This is a genomic window from Streptomyces krungchingensis, from assembly GCF_054729265.1.
The window spans coordinates 1,382,392-1,406,497 of sequence record NZ_JBPUKY010000001.1; the positions used below are offsets into that span (position 1 = coordinate 1,382,392).

The following is a 24,106-nucleotide window of genomic DNA, read 5'->3' on the forward strand; positions in this document are numbered from 1 at the left end:
TCGTAAGGGCGGTTCTGGTTACCTCACCGGCTCCGGCTCGCCCACCGGGTCGACCGCGGTCCTGACGGATTCCAGCAGGAGTTGGGCGACGTCGACGACCTGAATAGATTCCTTGGGCTTGACGCCCGTGGCGGAGCCACTTTCGACCGCGGCCTTCTTGCCGTTGACCGAGTCGGTCAGCATGACGAGGCAGAACGGGCAGGCGGTGGAGACGATGTCCGGGTTGAGCGACAGCGCCTCGTCGACGCGCTCGTTGTTGATGCGCTTGCCGATGCGCTCTTCCATCCACATGCGGGCGCCGCCGGCGCCGCAGCAGAAGCCGCGCTCCTTGTGGCGGTGCATCTCCTCGTTCCTGAGGCCCGGGACCTTGCCGATGATCTCGCGCGGGGGCGTGTAGATCTTGTTGTGGCGGCCCAGGTAGCAGGGGTCGTGGTACGTGATGATGCCCTCGACCGGGGTGACGGGGACGAGCTTGCCCTCGTCGACGAGGTGCTGGAGCAGCTGGGTGTGGTGGATGACCTCGTAGTCGCCGCCGATCTGCGGGTACTCGTTGCCGATCGTGTTGAGGCAGTGCGGGCAGGTGGCGACGATCTTCTTCGCCGACCTCGGCTTCTTCGACTCGGGCGTGACGTTGCCCTCGTCGTCCGTCTCCTCGCCGAACGCCGCGTTCAGCGCCATGACGTTCTCCATGCCGAGCTCCTGGAACAGGGGCTCGTTGCCGAGGCGGCGGGCGGAGTCACCGGTGCACTTCTCGTCGCCGCCCATGATCGCGAACTTGACGCCCGCGATGTTCAGCAGCTCGGCGAAGGCCTTGGTGGTCTTCTTGGCCCGGTCCTCCAGCGCGCCGGCGCAGCCGACCCAGTACAGGTACTCGACCTCGGTGAGGTCCTCGATGTCCTTGCCGACGACCGGCACCTCGAAGTCGAGCTCCTTGAGCCACTCCAGGCGCTGCTTCTTGGCCAGGCCCCAGGGGTTGCCCTTCTTCTCCAGGTTCTTGAGCATCGTGCCCGCCTCGGACGGGAACGCGGACTCGATCATCACCTGGTAGCGGCGCATGTCGACGATGTGGTCGATGTGCTCGATGTCGACGGGGCACTGCTCGACGCAGGCGCCGCAGGTGGTGCAGGACCACAGGACGTCCGGGTCGATGACGCCGTTCTCTTCCGCGGTGCCGATCAGCGGGCGCTCGGCCTCGGCGAGGGCCGCGGCGGGCACGTCCTTGAGCTGCTCCTCGGACGCCTTCTCCTCGCCCTCCATGGTCTTGCCGCCGCCGGCCAGCAGGTAGGGGGCCTTGGCGTGCGCGTGGTCGCGCAGCGACATGATCAGCAGCTTCGGGGAGAGCGGCTTGCCGGTGTTCCAGGCCGGGCACTGCGACTGGCAGCGGCCGCACTCGGTGCAGGTGGAGAAGTCCAGCAGGCCCTTCCAGGAGAACTGCTCGACCTGGGAGACACCGAAGACGTCGTCCTCGCCCGGGTCGGTGAAGTCGATCGGCTTGCCGCCCGAGGTCATCGGCTGCAACGCGCCCAACGCGGTCGAACCGTCCGCGTTGCGCTTGAACCAGATGTTCGGGAACGCCAGGAAACGGTGCCAGGCCACACCCATGTTGGTGTTCAGCGAGACCACGATCATCCAGATGAACGACACGCTGATCTTGATCATCGCGACCAGGTAGACCAGGTTCTGCAGCGTGCTCAGGCCCAGCCCCTTGAAGGCCACCACCAGCGGGTACGAGACCAGGTAGGAGGCCCCGTACCCGCCCACCCCGTGCAACGCGCCCTCCAGACCGCGCAGCGTCAGGATCGCCAGACCGATGGTGAGGATGACGGCTTCGACGAAGTACGCCTGGCCGATGTTGGAACCCGTGAACCGCGACTTGCGGCCCGTTCGCCTCGGGTGGGACAGCTGGCGGATCCCGATGAGCGTGAGAATGCCGAGCGTGGTGAGCAGGCCGATGAGCTCGGTGAAGACCTCGTACGGTGCCCAGTTCCCGATGATCGGGATGTACCAGTCGGCCTGGAAGAGCTGTCCGAAGGCGTTCACCAGGGTCAGGACGAGGGTGAAGAAGCCCACCGCCACGAACCAGTGCGCGACGCCCACGACGCCCCAGCGGTTGAGGCGGGTGTGGCCGAGGAACTCCCTGAGCAGGGTCAGACTGCGCTGCTTCGGGTTGTCGGTGCGGGTGCCCGCGGGCACGTTCTGTCCGAGCCGCACGAAGCGGTAGATCCGGCCGATGGCCCGGGCGAACAGTGCCGAGCCGACCGCGGCCAGGACCAACGACACTATGATCGCGGCGAGTTGCATGGAGAACGCCTTCTGTTTCTCGCGGGATTCAGCCCTTGCGGGTCTTGATCTCCTCGGTCAGCTGCGGGACGACGTCGAAGAGGTCGCCGACGACGCCGTAGTCGACCAGCTCGAAGATCGGGGCCTCGGCGTCCTTGTTGACGGCGACGATCGTCTTCGAGGTCTGCATGCCGGCGCGGTGCTGGATCGCGCCGGAGATGCCGTTGGCGATGTAGAGCTGCGGCGAGACCGACTTGCCGGTCTGGCCGACCTGGTTGGTGTGCGGGTACCAGCCGGCGTCCACCGCGGCGCGGGAGGCGCCGACGGCCGCGCCGAGGGAGTCGGCGAGGGCCTCGATGATCGAGAAGTTCTCGGCACCGTTGACGCCACGGCCACCGGAGACCACGATCGCGGCCTCGGTCAGCTCCGGACGGCCCGTCGACTCACGTGCCGTGCGGCCCGTGACCTTCGTACCGGTCGCTTGCTCCGAGAACGACACGTTCAGCGCCTCGACCGCACCGGCCGCCGGAGCGACCTCCACGGCAGCGCTGTTCGGCTTCACCGTGATGACCGGGGTGCCCTTGACGACACGGGACTTGGTGGTGAACGAGGCGGCGAACACCGACTGGGTGGCCACCGGGCCCTCCTCGCCGGCCTCCACGTCGACGGCGTCCGTGATGATGCCCGAACCGATCCGCAGCGCCAGCCGCGCCGCGATCTCCTTGCCCTCGGCGGAGGACGGGACCAGCACGGCGGCCGGGGAGACGGCGTCGTAGGCGGCCTGCAGCGCGTCCACCTTCGGTACGACCAGGAAGTCGGCGTACTCGGGCGCCTCGTGGGTGAGGACACGGGTCGCACCGTGCTCGGCCAGCGCGGCAGCCGCGCTCTCCGCACCGGCGCCCAGCGCGACGGCGACCGGCTCACCGACCCGACGGGCGAGTGTCAGCAGCTCAAGGGTGGGCTTGCGGACGGCACCGTCCACGTGGTCGACGTAGACAAGAACTTCAGCCATGGGAAAGCAACTCCTAGCGATTCAGACGAACTTCTGGCCCGCGAGGAACTCGGCGAGCTGCTTGCCGCCGTCGCCCTCGTCCTTGACGATCGTGCCCACCGTGCGAGCCGGACGCTGATCCGCCGAGTCGACCTTGGTCCAGGCGCCGTCGAGTCCCACCTGATAGGCCTCGATGTCGAGGTCGGACAGGTCCCAGGACTCCACCGGCTTCTTCTTGGCCGCCATGATGCCCTTGAAGGACGGGTACCGCGCCTCACCGGACCGGTCGGTCACGGACACCAGCGCGGGCAGCGAGGCCTCCACCTGCTCGGTGGCGGCATCGGTGTCCCGGCGTCCCTTGACCGTGCCGCCCTCGAGCGACACCTCGGACAGCAGCGTGGCCTGCGGGACGCCCAGGCGCTCGGCCACCAGCGCGGGGACCACACCGGCGGTACCGTCCGTCGACGCCATGCCGGAGACCACCAGGTCGAAGCCGGCCTTCTCGATCGCCTTCGCCAGCACCAGCGACGTACCGATGACGTCGGTGCCGTGCAGATCGTCGTCCTCGACGTGGACGGCCTTGTCGGCACCCATCGAAAGGGCCTTGCGCAGCGCGTCCTTGGCATCCTCCGGCCCCACGGTCAGCGCGATGACCTCCGCGTCGCCGTCGTAGTTCTCGGCGATCCGCAGCGCCTGCTCGACCGCGTACTCGTCCAGTTCCGACAGCAGGCCGTCCACGTCGTCACGGTCGAGGGTCAGGTCGTCGGCGAAGTGCCGGTCGCCGGTGGCATCGGGCACGTACTTCACACAAACAACGATATTCACCATGAGGGTGCGCTCCTGTTCTCCATGGCAGCCCTGGCCCGGGCCGCCTTCATGTCTTTCGCGCCTGCCATCAGGCGTCGAGGCCGCCGCGCTTGACGAGCTGGGCCGCGATCACGTTCTTCTGGATCTCATTGGTGCCCTCGCCGACGATCATCAGCGGAGCGTCACGGAAGTACCGCTCGACATCGAACTCGGTCGAGTAGCCGTAACCGCCGTGGATGCGGACGGCGTTGAGGGCGATCTGCATGCCGGTCTCGGAGGCGAACAGCTTGGCCATGCCGGCCTCCATGTCCACCCGTCGGCCGGCCTCGGCCTCCCGGGCGGCGTACAGGGTGAGCTGGCGGGCGGCGGTCAGCGACGTGGCCATGTCGGCGAGGTAGTGGCCGATCGACTGGTGCTGCCAGATGGGCTTGCCGAACGACTCGCGCTCCTGGGCATAGGCGAGCGAGTCCTCCAGCGCCGCCCGGCCGACGCCGAGCGCGCGGGCCGCGACCTGAAGACGCCCGGTCTCCAGACCCTTCATCATCTGGGAGAAGCCCTTGCCCTCGACGCCGCCGAGCACCGCGTCCGCGGGCACTCGGTAGTCGTCGAACGCCAGCTCGCAGGTCTCCACACCCTTGTAGCCCAGCTTGGGCAGGTCGCGGGAGACCGTGAGACCCGGCCCGTGTTCGGCGAGGAGGATCGAGATGCCCTTGTGCGCGGGGCTCGCGTCGGGGTCGGTCTTGCACATCAGCGCGATCAGCCCGGCGCGCCGGGAGTTGGTGATCCAGGTCTTGGACCCGTTGACCACGTAGCCTCCGCCACTCTCGGCTTCGCTCGAGCGGGAGGTGCCCCCATCGTCCTTGCGGGCGACGGTACGCATGGCCTGCAGGTCGGAGCCGCCGCCGGGCTCGGTCAGGGCCATGGTGGCGCGCATCTCACCGGTGGCCATCTTCGGCAGGTAGCGGCGCTTCTGCTCCTCGGTGCCGAAGTGCACCAGCAGCTTGGCCACCACGGTGTGGCTGCCCATGGCACCGGCCAGGCTCATCCAGCCGCGGGAGAGTTCCTCGGTGACCAGGACGTAGCAGGGCATGGAGACGGGGTTGCCGCCGTACTCCTCGGGGACCGCCAGCCCATAGATGCCGAGCTTCTTCATCTGCTCGATCAGGGCCTCGGGGTAGGTGTTGGAGTGCTCCAGTTCCTGGACGACGGGCTTCACCTCCTTGTCGACGAATTCGCGTACGGTCTTGACGACGAACTGCTCGTCCTCGGAGAGGGCGTCCAGGGTGCTCACGGTGTACTCCTCGTCGTTCAGGTGGTTCAGGTCTTTCGGTGCCGAGACGTGCTGTCAGATGACGCCGTCGGCCCTCAGTCCCTCGATCCGGGCTGCGGTAAGTCCCAGTTCGGCCAGGATCCGCTCGGTGTGTTCGCCGACGGCGGGCACGGGGTCCATGCGCGGCCCGACTCCGGCCAGGTCCGCCGGCGGCCGCAGGGCCGGCACCACGGCGCCGGGTATGGCCACTTCGTGCCAGCGGCCGCGCTCGGCGAGCACCGGATGGTCGATGAATTCGCGTACGTCGTTGACCCCGGCGTTCGCGATCCCCGCCGCGTCCAGCAGCTTCATGACCTCGTCGCTGCCGGACCGCAGGAACCGTTCCGCGATGATCACGTCGAGTTCGTTCCGGTGGGCGACCCGGTCCGATCCGATGGCGAACCGCGGATCGTCCACCAACTCCAACCGCACCAGGACGCGTTCGCACAACGCCGCCCACTCCCGCTCGTTCTGGATGGAGAACAGCACCTGCTTGCCGTCGGCCGTCGCGTAGGCGCCGTACGGTGCGATGGTGGCGTGCTGGGTGCCCAGCCGTGGGGGCTGGGTGCCGCCGTGCCGTGTGTAGTACGCGGGCTGGCCCATCCACTCCGCCAGCGCCTCGAAGAGCGACACCTCCACGGCCCGCGCGACGCCGGTGGTCGCCCGTGTGTAGAGCGCGGTCAAGATGCCGGAGTAGGCGTACATGCCAGCGGCGATGTCGGCGACCGACACCCCGACCCGGGCGGTCTCCTCCGGCGTGCCGGTCAGCGAGACCAGGCCGGTCTGACACTGGATGAGCAGGTCGTAGGCCTTGCGGTCCGCCCACGGGCCGGTGGTGCCGTATCCGGAGACGGTGCACGGGATCAGTGACGTGTGCCGGCGCGTGAGGGATTCGGCGTCCAACCCCAGGCGGGCCGCCGCACCAGGAGCGAGGTTCTGTACGAACACGTCCGCCCGGCCCAGCAGTTGTTCCAGTACGTCCCGGCCGGCCGGGGACTTCAGATCCAGCGTCACCGACTCCTTGGAGCGGTTCAGCCAGACGAAATAGCTGGACTGGCCGTGCACCGTGGTGTCGTAGCGGCGCGCGAAGTCGCCGCCCCCGGGCCGCTCCACCTTGATCACACGGGCACCGAGGTCGGCCAGTTGGCGGGTGGCGTACGGCGCCGCCACCGCCTGCTCGACACTCACGACGGTGACACCGGAGAGCGGGAGTGCGGTCATGTTCGGGCCTCCAGGGACCTTCCAGGGCCTTGCGGGGAACGTGCTGCGTGGAGGGGCCTCGTCGTCGGCGGATCTCCCGTCGGGGTGATACGGCAGATCCGCCGACGCGGAGGACGGGTGCGGTGACGCCCTCCGGCCGCCCGATGCACCGTCGTGCAGCCGGTGCATTGCGGGAACCTCCCTCGTTCCGGCAGCAGTGCCATCATGGATGCTCATGGGGCTGAAGGTGAAATGCTGATTTTTGATGGCTCCATGCTCAGCGCAGATAGCACGAACAAGGCGAAGGAACGATGGACCTCAAACAGCTCAGAGCTCTCGTCACGGTGGCCGAGGCGGGCAGTGTCACGCGCGCGGCGGAACTGCTGCATCTGGTCCAGCCGGCCGTCACCCGGCAGATCCGCACCCTGGAGCAGGAGTTGGGCGTCGCGCTGTTCGAGCGGACCCGGCAGGGAATGCAGCTCACGGCGGCCGGTACGACCATGGTGGAGCGCGCCCGGCGTGCCCTGAACGAGCTGGAGCGGGCCCGCGCGGAGATCCGGCCGACACCGGACGTGGTCAGCGGCATCGTGACCGTCGGCCTGCTCGACAGCGCCACCGACCTGCTGGCCGAACCCCTCGCGTCCGCCGTCATCCGTGACCACCCCGGCATCGAGCTGCGCCTGCTCACCGCGTACTCCGGCCACCTTCAGCAGTGGCTCGACGAGGGGGACCTGGATCTGACACTGCTGTACAACCTCGCCGGCACACCGTCACTCAACGTGGAACCGCTGGTGCGGGAGAGACTGTGGGCGGTCGCGCCGCCGTCCGCCGGGCTCCGGGCCGAAGAGCCCGTCCCGTTGGAGCAGGCCGTGTCGCGTCCGCTGGTGGTGCCCGCGGCCGGCCACGGACTGCGTACGGTGATCGACGCGGCCGTCGCGCAGGCCAAGGTGGAGATGAACCTGGTCGTCCAGACCAACTCCATGCTCGTGCAGAAACAGCTCGTGCGGGCAGGCCACGGCTGGACCATCCTGCCCGGCGTCGGCATCGCCGAGGACGTGGCGAACGGTTCGCTGAGCGCGGCGCCGCTGTGTGAACCCGAGGTGTGGCGCTCGATCGTGCTCGGCACCTCCCGGGCGGGGCGGGTCACGCCCGCGGCCGAGGTCGTGGCCAAGGAACTCTCCCGCCAGATCCACTCGGCCGTACGACAGGGCCGGTGGCCGTCCGCGGAGTTGTACGACAGGGGCGCGAGGAAGGGAGCGTGACGGCGCCCGTCCCACCGCGCGGCACCCAGGCGGCGTACGTCCGTGGAGGCGGCCATACCGCCGAGGCATAGCGACATCAGGGACTTCTATTACTCAAGACCACCCATCAGCGCGCATGATGATGAGCCTGCCGCCGCCCCGTCGGCGTCGCCACCAGGCCTGTCGCGCTTCGGCGACCTCCGCGGCCGATCGCACCGCCCTCGCCACTCGTTGAGGAGAAGCCATGCACAACGTCCAGAGCGGACTCGGCTCCTACGTGGAATCGTGGAGTCCTGGAGCGGTCACCGAGGACGATGTCCTGTCCCCCGCCCCGGTGGCCGCTTTGTCGGCACTCCTGGACCAGTCGAAGCCGGTCGCTGTGGCCGGTGACGCGCTGCCCCCGCTGTGGCACTGGCTGTACTTCCTTCAGTGGCCGGCGCAGCAGGACCTGGGAGACGACGGACACCCCCGTCACGGGCACTTCCTGCCGCCCATCCCCGACCGGCAGCGGATGTTCGCCGGAGGACGCTGCAAGGTCGTCGAACCGCTGCGCATCGGTGAGCCCGCTCAGCGCGTCAGCAGCGTGAGCACGGTGACGACGAAGCAGGGCTCCACCGGGGAACTCCTCTTCGTCACCGTGCGCAGTGAGTACCTTCAGCACGGCACCACGCGCGTGGTCGAAGAACAGGACATCGTCTACCGGTCGGGGCGAAGCGCGGGGCAGCATCCGGCGGATCTCGACATCGCCGCGCGGCCGCACTCCGAGGACGCCTGGCAGCTCCCGCTGCAGCCGGACCCGGCGCTGCTGTTCCGGTTCAGCGCCCTCACCGCGAACGCTCACCGCATCCACTACGACGCGCCGTACGCCGAGGGTGTGGAGGGCTACCCCGGCCTCGTCGTCCACGGCCCGCTCCTGGTGCTGACCATGCTCGAACTGGTACGCCGCAACGCTCCCACCCGCCCTGTCCGGTCCGTGTCCTACCGGCTGCGACGCCCCGCGTTCGCGGGCGAGCGCCTGCTGGCGGCCGGGGCGCCGACGGGCCGGAACGCCGCCCTGAGCATCGCGACGCATCGTGAACAGCGCCACGCCACGGCCGAGGTGACCTTCGCATGACTCTCTCCCGAAGCCGGCTCGAGACCGCCCGCAGCCTGCTGTTCGTCCCCGGTGACCGACCGGACCGGTTCGCCAAGGCAGCCTCCGCCGGCGCGGACGCGGTCATCGTCGACCTCGAGGACGCCGTCGCCGCGCAGGACAAGGACTTGGCGCGCGAGAACGTGGCCGCATGGCTCGGCGCGGGCAACAGCGCCGTGGTCAGGATCAATGCGCCGGGCACACCGTGGAGCGACGCCGATCTCGAAGTGGCGGCCCGCTTCAGCGTCCCCGTCATGGTGCCCAAGTCCGAGGACCCCACCGTACTGGCGCAGCTCTCCCGTCGTACGGCCCGCAAGTGCCCCCTGATCCCGCTGGTCGAGACGGCCGCCGGCGTGGAGCGGGCGCTCGCGGTGTGCGCCACGCCCGGCGCGGTCCGCCTGGCTTTCGGCAACGCCGACCTGTCCAGCCAGCTCGGCGTCTCCCCTGACGACCACATGGCACTCGCGTACGCGCGCTCGAAACTGGTCTCGGCGGCGGCCGCCACAGGCCTGTGCCCCCCTGTCGACGGCGTCACCACCAGCGTGAAGGACTCGGACGCCCTCACCGCGGACATCTCGCACGCCCGCCGCCTGGGCTTCACCGGGAAGCTGTGCATCCACCCCGCCCAGATCGCCGCCGTGACGGCCCAGTTCGCCCCTACCGAGGGCGAATTGCGGTGGGCACGTACCGTGGTCGAGGCGGGCGAGTCGGTCACCGTGGTCGACGGACAGATGGTCGACAAGCCCGTGCTGGAACGCGCTCGGCGGATCCTGGCCGCCCGCGGTTGAGGTACGCGCGGCACTGGGCGGCCCCCGAAGGGGTCGCCCAGTGCCGCGCGTAAACACCTCGTTGCGCCTCGGCTACGAACAAGAGAGAGTGATCGATCGTATATTATGCTGGGGCCTCATGAGGAGGCGAGAAACAACGATGACGGGCAACGTAATCACCCTGCACGGCCGAGGCGCCACGCGGAGACGACTTCCCGACGAGGTGGCGAGCTACGTCCGTGAGCTGATCATCTCCGGCGAGGTGCGCGCGGGCGAGTTCCTGCGCATCGAGCCCATCGCCGAGGCGGTGGGCGTCAGCAACACACCGGTCCGAGAAGGCATGCTGGCTCTCCAGAGCGAGGGCTTCGTCCAACTGGTCCCGCGCCGGGGCTTCATCGTCGCCCCCTTCACTCAGCAGGACATCCGGGATCTGTTCTGGACCCAGGCACACCTGGCCGGCGAGTTGGCCGCGCGCGCTGCCAGGAAGATCACGGCAGAACAGATCGCCAGGCTCGAGGCGATCCTCGCCGAGCACGAGAAGGCCATCGCCGCAGGCGACGAAGAACGCATCGCCGGATTCGGCCACGCCTTCCACCGGGAGATCAACCTGGCGGCGGACTCCCACCGCCTCACCCTCCTGCTCAACTCGGCCGTCCAGCATGTGCCGAACCGCTTCTACGCGACGATCGAGGGTCAGGTCGCCGCCACCCGGCACGCACACCCCCTCCTGCTCGACGCGCTGCGCACGGGCGACGCAGGCGAGGCGAGGGCACTCATGCAGCGACACATCACCGAGGGCGCAGACCACCTGGTCGAGGCCCTCGATGAGCGCGGGCTGTGGAGCAGGTGGGAATCGGCGTCCTGAGCGCCTACGCGTCGCCCCTGGGAGCGTCGGACTCGCCCACCACCGGGAGGAGTTGCGTGTTGTGCTCACCGACGGCGGGGGCGGGCAGGGGATCCAGGCGCCCGCCGTCGACGACGATGGGTGACTTCGGCGCCAGGTGCGGGCCCACTCCGGGCTGGTCGACCTCGTCGAACAGGTCGCTCTTTCGCAGCGCGGCACCGCCGTCACGGCCGAGCTCCTCGAAGCTCCGGTAGCGTTCCCAAAGGATCCGGTGAAGGTCCAGGATCTCGGCCGCTTCGGCGAACCGGGTACCGCCGAACCAGCGCGCCAGCAGGGTCGAGATCAGCTCGCGGTGTTCGTACCGCTGCGACTCGCTGGAGAAGTCGATGTCCAGGGCGCCGGCGAGGCCCTCGAACGCGGCCGTCAGACCGGTCGCGGTCAACAGCTTGGTCCAGTGCCGCTTCGTCAGGATCACGACCATCAGCCGTACGCCGTCCGCGGTCACGAAGTCACGGCCGTAGGTGCCGAAGACGTCGTTGCCGGACTTCGTGCGCTCGTGGTTCGTGACCTGCGCCTCGGCCAGATAGCCGAGGTTGCCCGCCGTGGCGAGCGCGACGTCCTCTAGCGCGACCCGGATCTCCCGGCCCCGGCCGCCGACCAGCCGCTCCCGCTCCGCGGCGAGCAGGCCGACCGCCAGATACAGTCCGGCCGCGATGTCCCAGGCGGGCAGCACGTGATTTATGGGCGCGGCGGTGCCCGGAGCTCCGGTGACCAGAGGGAACCCGGTGGCGGCCTGGACTGTGTAGTCCACTCCGGCACCGCCGTCGGCACGCCCCTGCAGGACCACGTGAATCACGTCGGGACGCAGCGCGCTGAGCGCCTCGTAGCCCAGTTCCGGGTATCTGTCGCTGTTGCTCACGACCACGCATGGACCGCCCCGCACGATCAGGTCCACCACGCGCCGGCGGTCCGCCTCGGATTCCATGTCGACGGCGACGGCGCGCTTGCCCTTGTTCAGGCCCGACCAGTACAGACTGGTTCCGGAGTCGGCCAGCGGCCATCTGGTCCGGTCCGCCGCGCCGCCGAGGGGTTCGACCCGGATCACGTCGGCGCCCAACTGAGCGAGCGTTAGCCCGCACAGAGGCGTGGCCACGTAGCTCGAGATCTCGACGACCCTGAGGCCGGACAGGAGCCCCTCCTTCGGGGGCACTTCTTCAGGAGGCATGGTCATCCCTTCGACCCGGCGGCGTACGCGGGGCTGTCGCTGTCGGAACCCAGTTAACATATATGATATTTACAAGACTCGGAAGGGTCACCCGGCCGCCGAAGTCGCAGCCACACCCGGCCGCACTCTGTGCTCATATGGATGGCCGCAAACTCGGGCAAGATGCGGCGAGCTGGACCGGACACCCCACCCGCAATCCATCTCACCGCCCCCGCCGAACCAGCCCGGGATCGGCTCTGAAATAAGATATATGATTACTGAATACCCTGGAAGAGAGGGAGGCGTCATGACAGGTGCTCCGTTCTCAGAGAAGTACTGGAACTCGATCGAGACCATTTCCGCCGCGGAGGCACGGGCCGTCCAGGATGAGCGCGTGCGGGAACAAATTGCCCATCTGGCCGCGAACAGCGCCTTCTACCGCGAGAAGTTCTCACAGCACCATGTCGATGTGACGAAGGTCAGGACGGTCGAGGATCTGGCCGCTCTTCCGTTCACCGAGAAGCAGGAGCTCCGTGACAGTCTGGCGAGTTTTCCGCCGCTGGGAGCTCATGTCGCTGTGGACGATTGCGACATCGTGCAGATTCAGGCCTCGTCAGGCACCACGGGGAGCCCGTCGTACGTGGGGCTCACCGCGAGCGACATCGTCACCTGGTGCGAACTCGGGGCGAGGGCACTGTATGCGAACGGATTCCGGCCGGGTGACCGGCTGCTGCACGCCTTCGGCATGAGCAAGGGGTTCGTCGGTGGACTGCCGATCGTCCAGATTCTGCAGTACATGGGCATCGTCGACATCCCGATCGGCGCGGAGGCCGGCGCGGAGCGGCTGCTGCGCGTGCAGGCGGATCAGCGGCCCAACGCCCTGATCGGCACCCCGTACTTCCTCACCCACCTCGCCGAGCAGGCGCCGAAGATCGTCGGTCGCGCCGCCCGCGAACTCGGTGTCCGCGCGATCAGTGTCGGCGGTGAGCCCGGCGGCGGCCTGCCCGCGGTGCGCGAGAACCTTGAGACGTTGTGGGGCGCGACCGCGCGCGAGATGCTCGGGGGAACCGACATCGCCTGCACGTACTGGGGTGAGTGCGAGGCGGGCGACGGGATGCACTTCCTCTCACCGGACCTCATGGTCGCCGAGCTGATCGACCCCGAGACCGGTGAGCAGGTCGCACCGGTCGAGGGCGCGCAGGGCGAGCTCGTCTACACGGCCCTGCGCCGCCAGGCCTCTCCCCTGCTGCGCTTCCGCACCAGGGACCACGTCGTGGTCACCGGAACCGACTGCTCCTGCGGTCGAACCGGCTACAAGGTCCGCTGCATCGGCCGCACGGACGACATGCTGATCGTGCGCGGAATCAACGTCTTCCCGTCCGCGATCAAGCAGCTGGTTCTGGAGATGATGCCGGCGACCACCGGGGAGATGCGGATCCGGGCGGACTTCGAGGGGCACTCGACCCAGCGTCCGCTCCCCCTGGTCGTCGAGCACGCCTCCGGCATGAGCCAGGACCAGCAGCAGGACCTGCGCGCCGCGCTCGAACAGCGGATCCACTCGGCCCTCAATGTGAAGACGGTCGTCGAGCTCGTCCCCGACGGGACGCTGAAGCGCCCGGACCACGTCAAGGTCGCACTGATCGAGCGCGTCTCGTCGTAGCCGCAGCCCTGGGCCCTATGACACTGCCCGCAGGGTGGCAGACCCTCGGGCTGCGCGGTGCCACCCGGCGATGGGTGGCCCGCCCGCCAGGGGCGCGTCAAAGTGATCCCACCGGCGGACACATATAATCGGTTGATGCATAAGCGGGCTACAACTGACGACCCTGGGGTGCCCGGGGTGCCGCCGGAAGACTTGATGATCGCCGTGGAGCAGCTGGTCCGCTACGTACGCAAGAGCGCCACTGCCGGCGGCCTGAGCACCGCGGCATCCTCCGCGATCGCCCGACTGGGCCGGGAAGGCCCCCAGCGACTGACCACGCTGGCCCGGGCCGAGGGAGTCACTCAGCCGAACATGACCCAGCTCGTCAGCCGTATGGAACGTGGCGGGCTGGTGCAGCGGGTCGCCGATCCCAGCGACGGCCGGGTGGTGCTGGTGGAAGCCACCGAGACCGGTCTGGAGATCTTCCGGCAGCGCCACGCCGAGCGCGCCCAGGCCTTGCAGCAGCTCATCGAGGAGCTGGCCGAGCCGGAACAGCACGCGGTGAAGGTCGCGCTCCCGGCCCTGACCCGCGCGATCCAGGATCGTCAGTCACGTTCCTGAACCTTCTGTTCGTCCAGGTGCTCTCCCGACGCGAGCCCTTCACCCCACTCCGACCGCCCGGTGCCGGCCGGTCACGCGCTGGTCGCTGATCGCGGATGCCAGGTCCTCCACGGCGTGGGTGACATGGGCGAAGACCTCACGCTCGTACATCCCGGACGGTGTGGTGTCCGCGAGTTCGACGCTCAAGAGGTCGTGCAGCTCAGCGGTGAGTCCGGGAGCCGGCATCCTGCCCGTCTCCGCGGCTTCGGCCAGTTCGGACAACTCCTCCTGCAAGGAGTCCGCGTAGCGAGCGGCTGAGGGAACTCCCGGCTGCCGCGGACCCGGCGCATGGGCGGCCAGCAGGGCCGATCCCTTGGCGAGTTCGCGGGTCGAGCGGGACAGTGTCTCCAGTTCGGGGCCGCTCCACCGGGCGCGGTGGTGGACCGGCTCGGACGTGGCCTCGGCTGCGGCTTCCTGGAAGTGACGGCGGGCGACGCGGGCTTCGTGCCCCATCCTGTCCAGGGCCGCACGGTCGGCGCCGGCGGGGTCGGCCCACGCGGCCGCGAGGGTACCGAGGTAGCGGCCTTCGATCCGGGTCCAGTCGCCCAGCAGCCGGGGAAGTCGCTTGCTGTGCCAGGTGGGCCACAGGACGTAGACGATCATGGCGATGGAGGCGCCGATCAGTGTGTCCACGGTGCGGCTCCACGCGCTGGCGCCTTCTCCGCCGATGTAGGCCACCACAGCCGTGATGCAGATGATCGTCGGCGGCTGCCCCATGCTGCGGAAGGCCAGGTAGCCGAAGATCAGCAGGACCACGATGACGGAGTGCAGCAGCCGGTCGTCGGGAAGCATGGTCAGGCCCCAGCCGAGGAAGCCGCCCACGACGGCACCGGCGCTCCGGCTGATGCCGCGGCCGATGGTGTGCTCGAAGGTGGGGACCAGGACGACCGCGGCCGTCAGGAAGGCCCAGACGGCGTGGTGCGCCACACCGATGCCGCCCCAGTCACCGCTGGCGCGGCCGACGGCCTCGGCGAGGGTGGCCGCGACCGCGAGGCGCAGAGCGTGCCGGAAGGCGGGGGATTCCCAGGCGAGTTCGGCACGCAGTTGCCGCAGTCCACGGGCGAGGAAACCGGACTGGGCGTGCTGCTTCGCCAGTTCGGTGTGCTGCCAGGAGGCACCGGCATCACCGGAGTCGGACAGCGAGGCGATCCGTTCCGCTTCGGTGAGGCTCTCCACGAGGCCCCGCAGCGTGCGTGCCGGGGGCTCACCGGGTCGCGGCTCCAGCCGGCGCCGCGCGCGTTCGTCCGTCGTGGCGGCGACCGTTCGGCCGGTTCGCACGGCCGAGGCGATCTCGGACAGGACGTCCGCGACGGCGGCGCAGCGCGCCTTGCGGGTGTCGGGGTCCAGGCCGGTGGGCGCCTCGAGGGCGCGCAGGTATCGCACGATGCGTTCCGCCTCGCCGACCAGTGCGAACAGGGGTGCGGCCGCGGCGCGGGAGCGCTGCGGCAGGACGGTCAGCGCCTGCCGTGCGGTGAGCGTCGGCTGGGGCCATGGCTGGCCCGGGGCACCGCCGTCCGCGTACGCCCTGGCATCGGCGGCGAGCGCGTCGTAGAGCGCCGCCACAGCATCGCGCTGGCCCTCGAACCGAGGGCCGTAGGGCGGGATCAGATGGCAGACGAAGCCGATGCCGCCGCCGACGGCGAGCCACTTCACCTCGCTCAGCCCCGTGGAGATGTCGGGCGAGATGTCGGCGAAGGCCACCATCATGATCATCATGATGATCACCCTCATTCCCGGGCCGATGCCGAGGGTCAGCAGCATGCCGCCGACGAATGTGCCGAGGAAGGCCAGAACGTAGAGGAGCCACGGGGTGCCGTGCAGATGGACGCCCACGAGCGGACCGGCGACGCACAGCAGGAGCGTACTCACGGCTGAGATGGCCACGCGGTTGCGCCGGCGGGGGACGAGCGAGCCCATGCCGGTGAACCAGGCGCCGATCGTCACCATCGGATTGTTGAGGAAGTAGCTGACGACCGTGGCGACGACGACCGCAACGGCGACCCGCAGCAGCGCCTCCGGGTTCTGCAGGGGCCGCCCCAGCTTGAAGCCGTGGCGCGCGGCGTGCAGAACAGCGCGCCTGTAGTGGGTCCACATGGCGGTGTATCACTTCTTTCCGTGTGAGCACGGAGGCGCCGAGTACGCGGGGACGGACCCGGCACCTCTCATGACGGTGGTGTACGACGGCCGTTGGCCGGACACGGGCCTCGATCAGTCGAAGAGCACGACTCCGCGGAGGTTCTTGCCCGCGTGGAGATCGTGGTAGCCCTGCTGGATCTCGTCGAGCTTGTACGTCCGGGTGATCATGTCGTCGAGGTTGAGCTTGCCGGCCCGGTAGAGGTCCAGCAGGCGATTGACGTCATGGTTGCCGTTGGTGCCACCGAACAGCGAGCCCACCAGGTGCTTCTGGTTCAGCGTCAGGTTGGACAGCGGGATCGGCGCCTCGTCGGCGGAGTGCGGGGCCACCGAGGCCACCACGACGGTGCCGGCCTTGCGGATGGCACGCAGCGCCGCGCCCACGATGGACGAGTCACGGACACCGATGGCGATGACCGCCGAATCCGCACCCTGGCCGTGGGTGAGCTCCTTGGCGAGCTCGGCGGCCTCCTCGACCGACCCGGCGGCGTGCGTCGCGCCGAACAGCTTGGCCGTCTCCTGCTTGAACGGCACCGGGTCCACCGCGATGATGTTGGCCGCACCGGCGTGCAGGGCGCCCTGGAGGGCAGCCGCGCCGATACCGCCGACACCGACCACCAGCACGGTCTCGCCCGGCTGTACTCGCGCCAGGTTGACGGCCGAGCCCCAGCCGGTGCTGACCGCGCACCCGACGAGGCAGGCCTTGTCCAGCGGGATGTCCTTGTCGATCTTCACGACCGAGTTCAGCGACACCGTGGTCGTCTCCACGAAGGTGGAGATGCCGCACATCTGCCCGACCGGCGCACCGTCCGTGGTGTGCAGCCGGAAGGAGCCGTCGGTCCAGCGCGGGCCGCGCAGGATGCCGTCCTTCAGGTCGCACAGGTTCTCCATCCCCGTGGCACACCAGCGGCAGTGCCCGCAGGACGGGATCGCGGTGAAGACGACGTGGTCGCCCTCCTTGATGCCCTTGCTGTTCGGGAAGGCCTTCGTGACGATGCCCGCGCCCTCGTGACCGAGCGCGAAGGGGTAGGTGCCGACCGGGACGTCGGACATGTGGTGGCTGTCGGAGTGGCACAGGCCCGAGGCCACGAGCTTCACCTGGACCTCGTCCTGGCGGGGGTCGTCCAGCTCCAGGTCCACGACCTCCAGCTCGCCGGGGGTCTGGCGAATCACTGCTCCACGCGTCTGCATCGAATGATCTCCTTTGTCGAACTGATATCGCTGTACGCTGCGTGGCCCGTCCTCATCGCGGGTGCACCGGCGATGAGGGGCCTGTCTGCGGGGATTCGATCCCCTGTCGGCCGCAGGGTCGATGCGGCCCTCCGGCCTGTGGGCCTATGGCTGCGATTCGAGGCGCGGCGTCATCGCCTCGAAGATCAGGCCCAGCCGCTCCGGGCTCAGCGCCTCGCTGATCACCATGGCCGGCGTGTTGTACCGCGCGGACAGCTCGTCGATCGACTTCTGGAGGTCGTCGGTCTCGATCTCGTAGATCGCGAGGTAGCTCCACGGGTAGGGCGCCTCGTTGCGCTGGGCGTCGGCAAGCTTGAACCGCTGTGCGCTGACGAAGCCCGGCACGGCGAGGGCGTCGTGGACGTGGGTGTTCGTGTACCACTCGTTGTATTCGTCCTCCTTGCCCTCCACCGGGTTGGTCAGAACGACATAGCTGTACCTGGGCATTGCGCCTTCTTCTTGATGAGTGATGGACAGGTGATTCGTCTTCGTCTCGGCGGAACCGCGGAAGACGGACGACTGGGGGTTCAGCGGTCGAGCAGGGTGATGACGGACTTGGTCTCGAGGTATTCCTCGAGGCCTTCCAGGCCGTTCTCGCGGCCCCAGCCGGACTGCTTGTAGCCGCCGACGGGCATCTGGACTCCGCCCGCGCGGTGGACGTTGATGCCGATGCGGCCGGTGCGGAGCTTGCGCGCGACGGTGTGGGCGGTGGCGATGTCCCGGGTCCAGACGCTGCCGGCCAGGCCGTAGTCCGTGTCGTTGGCCGCGGCCACCGCCTCGGCGACATCGGTGAACGGGATCACGCCGAGGACCGGGCCGAAGATCTCCTCGCGGATCATGCGCATCGACGGGTCGGCGTCGGCCACCACGGTGGGCTCGAAGAAGAAGCCCTTGTCGCCGATGCGGGAGCCGCCGGTGACCACGCGGGCGCCTTCCGTGATCCCGCTCTCGACGTACTCGGTGACCCGGTCGAGCTGCCGCTGGGAGATGAGCGGGCCGAGGTCCATGCCCGGCTGGGAACCGTGGCCGACCTTGAGCGAGCGGGCGTATCCCGCGATGCCCTGGACGACGTCCTCGTAGATGTCCCGGTGGACGAACAGGCGGGTTCCAGAGGTGCAGATCTGGCCGGAGTTCCAGAAGATGCCCATGGCGACACCGGGGATCACCTGGTCCAGTTCCGCGTCCGGCAGCACGATCACCGGGGACTTGCCGCCGAGTTCCAGGGAGAGCTTCTTCAGGTTGCCGGCGGCCGCCTGCACGATCTTCTTGCCGACCGCGGTGGAGCCGGTGAAGCTCACCTTGTCCACGTCGTCGTGCGCGGCCAGAGCCGCACCGACCCGACCGTGCCCGGTCACGACGTTCACCACGCCCTCGGGGACGCCCGCCTCCAGCAGGAGGCGTACGAGTGCCAGCACGGAGAGCGAGGCTTCCTCCGACGGCTTGACGACACAGGTGCAGCCCGCCGCCAGTGCCGGTGCCAGCTTCATGGAGATGCCGATGAGCGGGGCGTTCCACGACACGATCAGCCCGGCCACACCGACCGGCTCCTTGAGCGTGATGCCCTGCAGGCGGCGCGCACCGGGACCGATCTCCACGGCCTGGCCATGGATCTTGTCCGCCCAGCCCGCGTAGTACCGGAAGAGGTTGACCGCCTCGCCCAGCATCGCCCGGGCCACCGACACCGGCATGCCCACGTCCAGGCTCTCCAGCCGGGCCAGCTCGTCGGCATGAGCCTCCAGCAGATCGGACACGCGCCACAGCACGACCGCCCGCTGCTGACCGGACAGTCCCGTCCAGCGCTCCTCCTCGAAGGCCTGCCGAGCCGCCCGGACCGCCGCGTCGACGTCGATGGCGTCCCCCTCAGGGATACGCGTCACCACGTCACCCGAGCCCGGGTCCACCACGGGGAACGTCGCACCGGACCGGGCCGGAACCCAGAAGTCGCCGATCAGCATGCGCTCCGGCTCGACGAGCGAGCCGAGTCCCGGCGTCCGAATGTCGGCTGTCACTGTCATCTCTCCTCTACTGCCAGCGCCAGATCTCGCGCTGTTCTCGATTGCGAACCAGCCAGGCGCGACGCCAGGCCGTTCAGGCCCGCCCACGACGCCGACCAGCCCGTCGAGAGGGGCGAAGCCGGCCATCAGTGGCGATGAGCACGAGATACATAATAGCACTATATAATTGAGTTATCTATGTGGCGCATCTCTCCCCCGAGTCACCGATGGCACGCGGCCGCACAACAGGGGAAGTGCATAAGTCGCGTATATAATGAGCGTATGCACTCGCGGGCGCAGGACGAAGAACGGATCACTCGGGCCTCCAGGAACCTGCTCAGCGGCATCGGCAGGCTCACCCGCACCATGTACCGCCTCGGCGAGTTCGGGGTGCCACACAGCCACGTCAACGTTCTGACCGCGCTGGAGTCGGGCCCGCACCGGGTGGGCGACCTGACCGCCCCCACCGGGCTCACCCAGCCGAGGGTCACCGTTCTCCTCAAAGAACTCGAGGAGCGCGGGCTGGTCGAGCGGCAGCGCTGCACCGACGACCGGCGCGCGACCAACGCCTATCTCACAAGCCAGGGTCAGGAGCTACTGCGGCAAGGGCGACAGCGCATCGCCGCGGCCCTGCTCGACGCACTGGGTCCGAGCGTCGAAGACGCCGAGCGCGTCGTCGCGGCCGCCCGCGAGACCGTCCTGACCCTCCTCAACGCACTGGAATCCGAGGCTACTTGAGCACCCCTCCCCTGTCGTCGGCCACCGCCTCCGACCTCTCCGGGACTTCCTCCGCTTCAGACACTCCCCCTGAGACACCTAAGGACACACTCGCTCCCGGCCGGGTCGGCGGGCCGCGCCGCTGGTGGGACTGGGTGCTCGCGGTCGACCCGGGGCTCGGCCAGATACAGGCGGCCTGGCGCACCCTGGTGTCCATGATCACCGCCCTGGCCGCGGGCTATGGAATGTCCCACGCCGTAGGCCTCCCGCCCGTACTGGGTATGACAGTCAGCGGCGTGCTGGGGCTGGTGGGATCCTTCCTGATCGCCGAGAACACCCCCGCGCGACTGGCACGTGCCGTCCTGTGGATGCCGGTCCCGTTCTGCGCCGTGCTGCCCCTGAGCGCGTGGCTCCACCCGCACCGGCTACTGAGCCTGTGCCTCCTCGTCGTGGCACTGGTCCTCATGATGGTGCTGGCCCGGTTCGGTCCCCTCGGGTTGCTGACCGGCATCCTGGTGTTCGTCGCCCTCGTGGTGGGAGAGATGGCGGCCGTCCCGCTGTCCGAGTGCGGCCGGCTGTTCGTCATCTCCGTGGTGACGGCGGTGGCCTTGCTCGCCGCCCGCTTGCTGCTGTGTTACCCGATGCCGCGTGAGGACCTGTTGCGGACCCAGCGGGCCTTCGTCGTCGAGGCACGCAGGATCGCCGACGCCGCGGCCACCGCCCTGGACCCGGACGCGGACCCGGCTGTCGCGATCAAGCGCATGCGGCGAGCCCTGCGCCGGCTCAACATCACGACCCTGATCATCGACGGGCGGCTCGCGCAGCCCGAGGTCGCCGCCGACCCGGAGGCGGCCGAACTGCTGCATCAGTACCTGTTCGACGCCGAACTAGCACTTCAGGGCATCGGGGAGACCGTGCAGAAGATGTCACGTCACCAGGTGCCGTCGACGCTGCGCGAAACGATGGTCGTCGGCCTGACCATCGCCCGCGACACCCACCTGGGCCGGGCCGATGCCCTGCGACCGGCCGCCGAGCTGATCCGTGGCCACGCCGCGAACACACCGAGGGGTACGGACCAGGACGAAGAGGTGCGCGCACTGGCCCGGCGGGTCGGTGACCTGCTGGATTCGCTCGCCGATTCGCTCGCCTCGTGGCTCCGGCTCGGCTGGAACACGCCCACCACCCGCGCGAAGGTTCCCTTCCAGCCCAGCGTCGTGCTGGAGAACGGGCGCCTGCCCGAAGCCGGACCGGCTGCCCGGCGCGTGGTGTCCGCGCAGAGCGGCCGGGGCCTGCGGCGGGCGGTCCCTGCGTGGCGCGCTCCCCTTCAGGCCGCTGCCGCGGGTGCGAGCGCCCTGCCGATCGCGGATGCCGTCAACCCGGAGCGTTACTACTGGGGAATCATCGGCGTGATGGTCGCCATGCTCGGGACCAACACGACGCATGAGCGGCTTCGCAAGCTCGCACACCGTGTGGTGGGCACGCTCGCCGGCGCGGTGATCGGCATCGCGCTGCTGCGCCTCATCGGCCCCGGCCACATCCACTGGACACTGCTGGTCATCGTGGCCGGGCTGTCCCTGGGTGCCGCGTGCGTACAGCGTCGGTACACCTACATGGTCACCGGGCTGGTGGTCGCGCTGGTGCAGCTGTACGGGTTCGTCACGCCGTACGACGAGATGGACCGGCTGCTGGCGGACCGGCTGATCGACAACGCGCTGGGCATGCTGGTGGCCACCCTCTGCACCGTACTGATCTTCCCGGTGTCCACCCGGAAGATCTCCCGCGAGGCCGCGCACGGCTACCTGTCCGCGCTGGAGGAGCTGATCGGCCGGCTCGCCGAGCGGTGGACGGACCCCGAGGCGCCGGTGCGGCTGCGTGGTGCGGCGCGTGCCGTGGAGGCCGCTCTGTACCAGATGAAGAGCGTGCATCAACCGCTGGTCAGGATGCCGCGCGGGACGCGGGGCCGGGGCGCCGACAACCTGCTCGGGCTGCTCGCTACAGCCACCCGGCACGCAGGGTCCCTGGCAGCGGCGGCGGACATCGACATCGACCCGGCCCCGCGGCTGCGCACCGAAGTCGAGCACATCACGCAGGTCCTCACCACGTCCGTTCGCGCGCTCGACCGGCAGATCACCACCGGCGAGGACGGCGGGACCTGGGTCCGGATCAGCCCCGCGATCTCCGAACTCAAGGCCGTCCTGCACTCGGCCGTGGGACCTCGCGCCGACCGCCTGCACAAGGCGCTGTGTGAACTCGCCGCGCTGGACGAGGTGTTGGCAAGCATCGCCCAGGACCGTGGCCTGACCGTCACCACGTCGACCGCTGCTCCCGCCGTAGCGGTAGGCACCCGACCGCTCCATGGCACAGGCCTCGCGGGCACGTCGGCCGGCGCCCTGCGTGCCGCCGACCGGGCCGTCGACGGGACGGTGACCCTGCAGGGCTCGGTGCGCTGCCCGGAGCACGGCAACTGCGAGGCGCGGATCACGGTGGTGGACAGCCGTGGCAAACGTGGGGCGCAGGTGCAGACGGCCGGCGGCCGCTACACCGTCACGAGGCTGGCACCGGGCGCGTACACACTGGTCGTCTCCAGTCCGGCGCATCCGCCACGCGCGGAATCCCTGCTGGTCTACCAACCCGGCCCCGACCTGCACCGCGATATCACGCTTGCCTCCGAGGAGTCCGAGGAGTCCGAGGGGTAACAGGTGACGGCGGCCGTCGCAGATTGCTGAGGGGGTGGTGCACGGGAGTTCCCGTGCACCACCCCCTCGGTCACCGGACGGTCAGACGGACCCGGCCTTCCAGGACTCGATCAGGTCGCGCGCCTCGACGGGCACGGCGCTCGGCGCCGCGGGGCCCCGCCCGGGCGTACGGCTCAGGCGCGGTGCGGGCGACGGGTGGAGCACGCCGTCCACGCGCTGGAAGACCTGGCGCTGGGCGTTGTGGGCGTCAGCGGCCGCTTCGTCGAACGAGAGGACCGGCGTGACGCAGGCATCCGTGCCCGCGTAGACGTCCGCCCACTGCGCCCGTGTCCTCGACTCGACCGCCGAGGCGATGAGTTCGCGCAGCTTCGGCCACCGGGACCGGTCGTTCTGGTCCGGCCAGTCGGCGACGTCCACGCCGAGGCGCGAGGTGAACTCACGGTAGAAGTCCGGCTCCAGCGCTCCCACCGCGAGGTAGCGTCCGTCCGCGCACCGGTAGGTGTCGTAGAAGGGCGCACCGGAGTCGAGGAAGTTGGTTCCGGGTTCGTCGTCGTACAGACCTGCCGCCCGCAGGCCCTGCAGTTTGGCGGTCAGCACGGCCACACCGTCGAGCATCGCGGCGTCCAGGACCTGCCCGCGTCCCGACGTCCGCGCTTCGAGGAGGGCGCATACGATCCCGTAGGCGGCCATCATCCCGCCGCCCGCGTAGTCGCCGAGCAGGTTGATGGGCGGCCGGGGGGCCTCGCCCCGCCGGGCCATGGCGTGCAGCGCGCCCGACTGGGCGACGTAGTTGATGTCGTGTCCGGCCACCTTCGCCAGCGGTCCGCTCTGGCCGTAGCCGGTGAGGCGGGTGTAGACGACAGCCGCGTTACGGGCCGTGACGACGTCCGGTCCGAGGCCGAGGCGTTCGGCCACGCCCGGGCGGTAGCCCTCCATGAAGACGTCCGCGGCCTCGACGAGGCGGAGCACCGTCTCGACGCCCTCGGGGTCCTTGAGGTCGACGGCCACGGCGTCCACGCCTCGGTTGGCCAGGTCGTGCTCCGGGCCCAGACCGTCGGTCTGGCTCAGTGCACGTGCGGACCGGTTGGCCGGCCGGGTCACCCGTACGACGTGCGCGCCCATGTCGGCCAGGAGCATCCCCGTGAAGGGAACGGGGCCCATGCCCGCCAGGACGACGACGCGCACTCCGGCCAGGGGGCCGCTCACCGCGTCACCCATGTTGTCCTCACTTTTCCTCCGGTGACCTTCGTACCTGCCGGGCC

Annotated in this window: 19 protein-coding genes; 8 read left to right on the forward strand and 11 right to left on the reverse strand. The window is 69.4% G+C overall.

From position 1 onward, the window contains the following. Positions 1-18: 18 nt before the first annotated feature. The 5 genes from ACSYGO_RS06310 to ACSYGO_RS06330 form a co-directional block, all read right to left on the reverse strand. Positions 19-2,301, reverse strand: coding sequence for a (Fe-S)-binding protein (locus ACSYGO_RS06310; RefSeq protein ID WP_460386048.1), 2,283 nt, complete (start codon positions 2,299-2,301; stop codon positions 19-21). Positions 2,302-2,329: 28 nt separating this feature from the next. Then, positions 2,330-3,292: an electron transfer flavoprotein subunit alpha/FixB family protein gene (locus ACSYGO_RS06315; protein WP_460386049.1), complete on the reverse strand. Its 963-nt coding sequence runs from the start codon at positions 3,290-3,292 to the stop codon at positions 2,330-2,332. 21 nt (positions 3,293-3,313) lie between these two features. Then, on the reverse strand, positions 3,314-4,099 hold the full coding sequence (locus ACSYGO_RS06320; protein WP_460386050.1) for an electron transfer flavoprotein subunit beta/FixA family protein: 786 nt from the start codon (positions 4,097-4,099) through the stop codon (positions 3,314-3,316). Between the two features lie 67 nt (positions 4,100-4,166). Further along, positions 4,167-5,369, reverse strand: a complete 1,203-nt coding sequence (locus ACSYGO_RS06325) for an acyl-CoA dehydrogenase family protein (protein WP_426679810.1) — start codon at positions 5,367-5,369, stop codon at positions 4,167-4,169. 54 nt (positions 5,370-5,423) lie between these two features. Beyond that, positions 5,424-6,608, reverse strand: a complete 1,185-nt coding sequence (locus ACSYGO_RS06330) for a CaiB/BaiF CoA transferase family protein (protein ID WP_460386051.1) — start codon at positions 6,606-6,608, stop codon at positions 5,424-5,426. Between the two features lie 290 nt (positions 6,609-6,898). On the opposite strand from ACSYGO_RS06330, the gene ACSYGO_RS06335 reads away from it, so the two are divergent. The 4 genes from ACSYGO_RS06335 to ACSYGO_RS06350 all read left to right on the forward strand — a co-directional run bounded on the left by ACSYGO_RS06335 (position 6,899) and on the right by ACSYGO_RS06350 (position 10,592). Next, positions 6,899-7,849 (forward strand): LysR family transcriptional regulator, encoded by a 951-nt coding sequence (locus ACSYGO_RS06335; protein WP_435229833.1) that lies wholly within the window; start codon positions 6,899-6,901, stop codon positions 7,847-7,849. 223 nt (positions 7,850-8,072) lie between these two features. After that, positions 8,073-8,942 carry an HTD2 family dehydratase gene (locus ACSYGO_RS06340; RefSeq protein ID WP_460386052.1) on the forward strand — a complete coding sequence of 290 codons (870 nt, stop codon included), beginning with the start codon at positions 8,073-8,075 and terminating at the stop codon, positions 8,940-8,942. Further along, positions 8,939-9,748, forward strand: a complete 810-nt coding sequence (locus ACSYGO_RS06345; protein ID WP_460386053.1) for an HpcH/HpaI aldolase/citrate lyase family protein — start codon at positions 8,939-8,941, stop codon at positions 9,746-9,748. Before ACSYGO_RS06340 ends, ACSYGO_RS06345 begins: the two co-directional genes overlap by 4 nt. A 139-nt stretch (positions 9,749-9,887) precedes the next feature. Further along, positions 9,888-10,592 carry a GntR family transcriptional regulator gene (locus ACSYGO_RS06350; protein WP_460386055.1) on the forward strand — a complete coding sequence of 235 codons (705 nt, stop codon included), beginning with the start codon at positions 9,888-9,890 and terminating at the stop codon, positions 10,590-10,592. A 4-nt stretch (positions 10,593-10,596) separates the two neighbouring features. Here the strand turns inward: ACSYGO_RS06350 and ACSYGO_RS06355 are convergent, their stop codons facing one another. After that, positions 10,597-11,796: a CoA transferase gene (locus tag ACSYGO_RS06355; protein ID WP_460386056.1), complete on the reverse strand. Its 1,200-nt coding sequence runs from the start codon at positions 11,794-11,796 to the stop codon at positions 10,597-10,599. Between the two features lie 286 nt (positions 11,797-12,082). On the opposite strand from ACSYGO_RS06355, the gene ACSYGO_RS06360 reads away from it, so the two are divergent. Then, entirely contained in the window at positions 12,083-13,435 is a 1,353-nt protein-coding gene (locus ACSYGO_RS06360; RefSeq protein ID WP_460386058.1) for a phenylacetate--CoA ligase family protein, read from the forward strand. A gap of 135 nt (positions 13,436-13,570) precedes the next feature. Further along, positions 13,571-14,035: a MarR family winged helix-turn-helix transcriptional regulator gene (locus tag ACSYGO_RS06365; protein ID WP_426679818.1), complete on the forward strand. Its 465-nt coding sequence runs from the start codon at positions 13,571-13,573 to the stop codon at positions 14,033-14,035. Between the two features lie 39 nt (positions 14,036-14,074). Here ACSYGO_RS06365 and ACSYGO_RS06370 read toward each other — a convergent pair whose 3' ends face one another. From ACSYGO_RS06370 to ACSYGO_RS06385, 4 genes are all read right to left on the reverse strand, one after another. After that, entirely contained in the window at positions 14,075-16,168 is a 2,094-nt protein-coding gene (locus ACSYGO_RS06370) for an FUSC family protein (RefSeq protein WP_460386059.1), read from the reverse strand. Positions 16,169-16,282: 114 nt separating this feature from the next. Further along, positions 16,283-17,398, reverse strand: a complete 1,116-nt coding sequence (locus ACSYGO_RS06375; RefSeq protein WP_435229567.1) for an NDMA-dependent alcohol dehydrogenase — start codon at positions 17,396-17,398, stop codon at positions 16,283-16,285. Positions 17,399-17,542: 144 nt separating this feature from the next. Beyond that, complete coding sequence (locus ACSYGO_RS06380) at positions 17,543-17,884, reverse strand: hypothetical protein (protein ID WP_460386060.1); 342 nt, start codon at positions 17,882-17,884, stop codon at positions 17,543-17,545. An 80-nt stretch (positions 17,885-17,964) separates the two neighbouring features. After that, the gene (locus tag ACSYGO_RS06385; protein WP_460386061.1) at positions 17,965-19,452 is read right to left on the reverse strand and encodes an aldehyde dehydrogenase family protein; all 1,488 of its coding nucleotides are present in this window, start codon (positions 19,450-19,452) and stop codon (positions 17,965-17,967) included. Between the two features lie 261 nt (positions 19,453-19,713). Here ACSYGO_RS06385 and ACSYGO_RS06390 point away from each other — a divergent pair, with 261 nt between their 5' ends. Both ACSYGO_RS06390 and ACSYGO_RS06395 read left to right on the forward strand, forming a co-directional pair. Beyond that, the gene (locus tag ACSYGO_RS06390; protein WP_426679823.1) at positions 19,714-20,169 is read left to right on the forward strand and encodes a MarR family winged helix-turn-helix transcriptional regulator; all 456 of its coding nucleotides are present in this window, start codon (positions 19,714-19,716) and stop codon (positions 20,167-20,169) included. Between the two features lie 134 nt (positions 20,170-20,303). Further along, complete coding sequence (locus ACSYGO_RS06395) at positions 20,304-22,844, forward strand: FUSC family protein (RefSeq protein WP_460386062.1); 2,541 nt, start codon at positions 20,304-20,306, stop codon at positions 22,842-22,844. A gap of 81 nt (positions 22,845-22,925) precedes the next feature. Here the strand turns inward: ACSYGO_RS06395 and ACSYGO_RS06400 are convergent, their stop codons facing one another. After that, positions 22,926-24,062, reverse strand: a complete 1,137-nt coding sequence (locus ACSYGO_RS06400) for a CaiB/BaiF CoA transferase family protein (protein WP_460386063.1) — start codon at positions 24,060-24,062, stop codon at positions 22,926-22,928. Positions 24,063-24,106 lie beyond the last annotated feature (44 nt).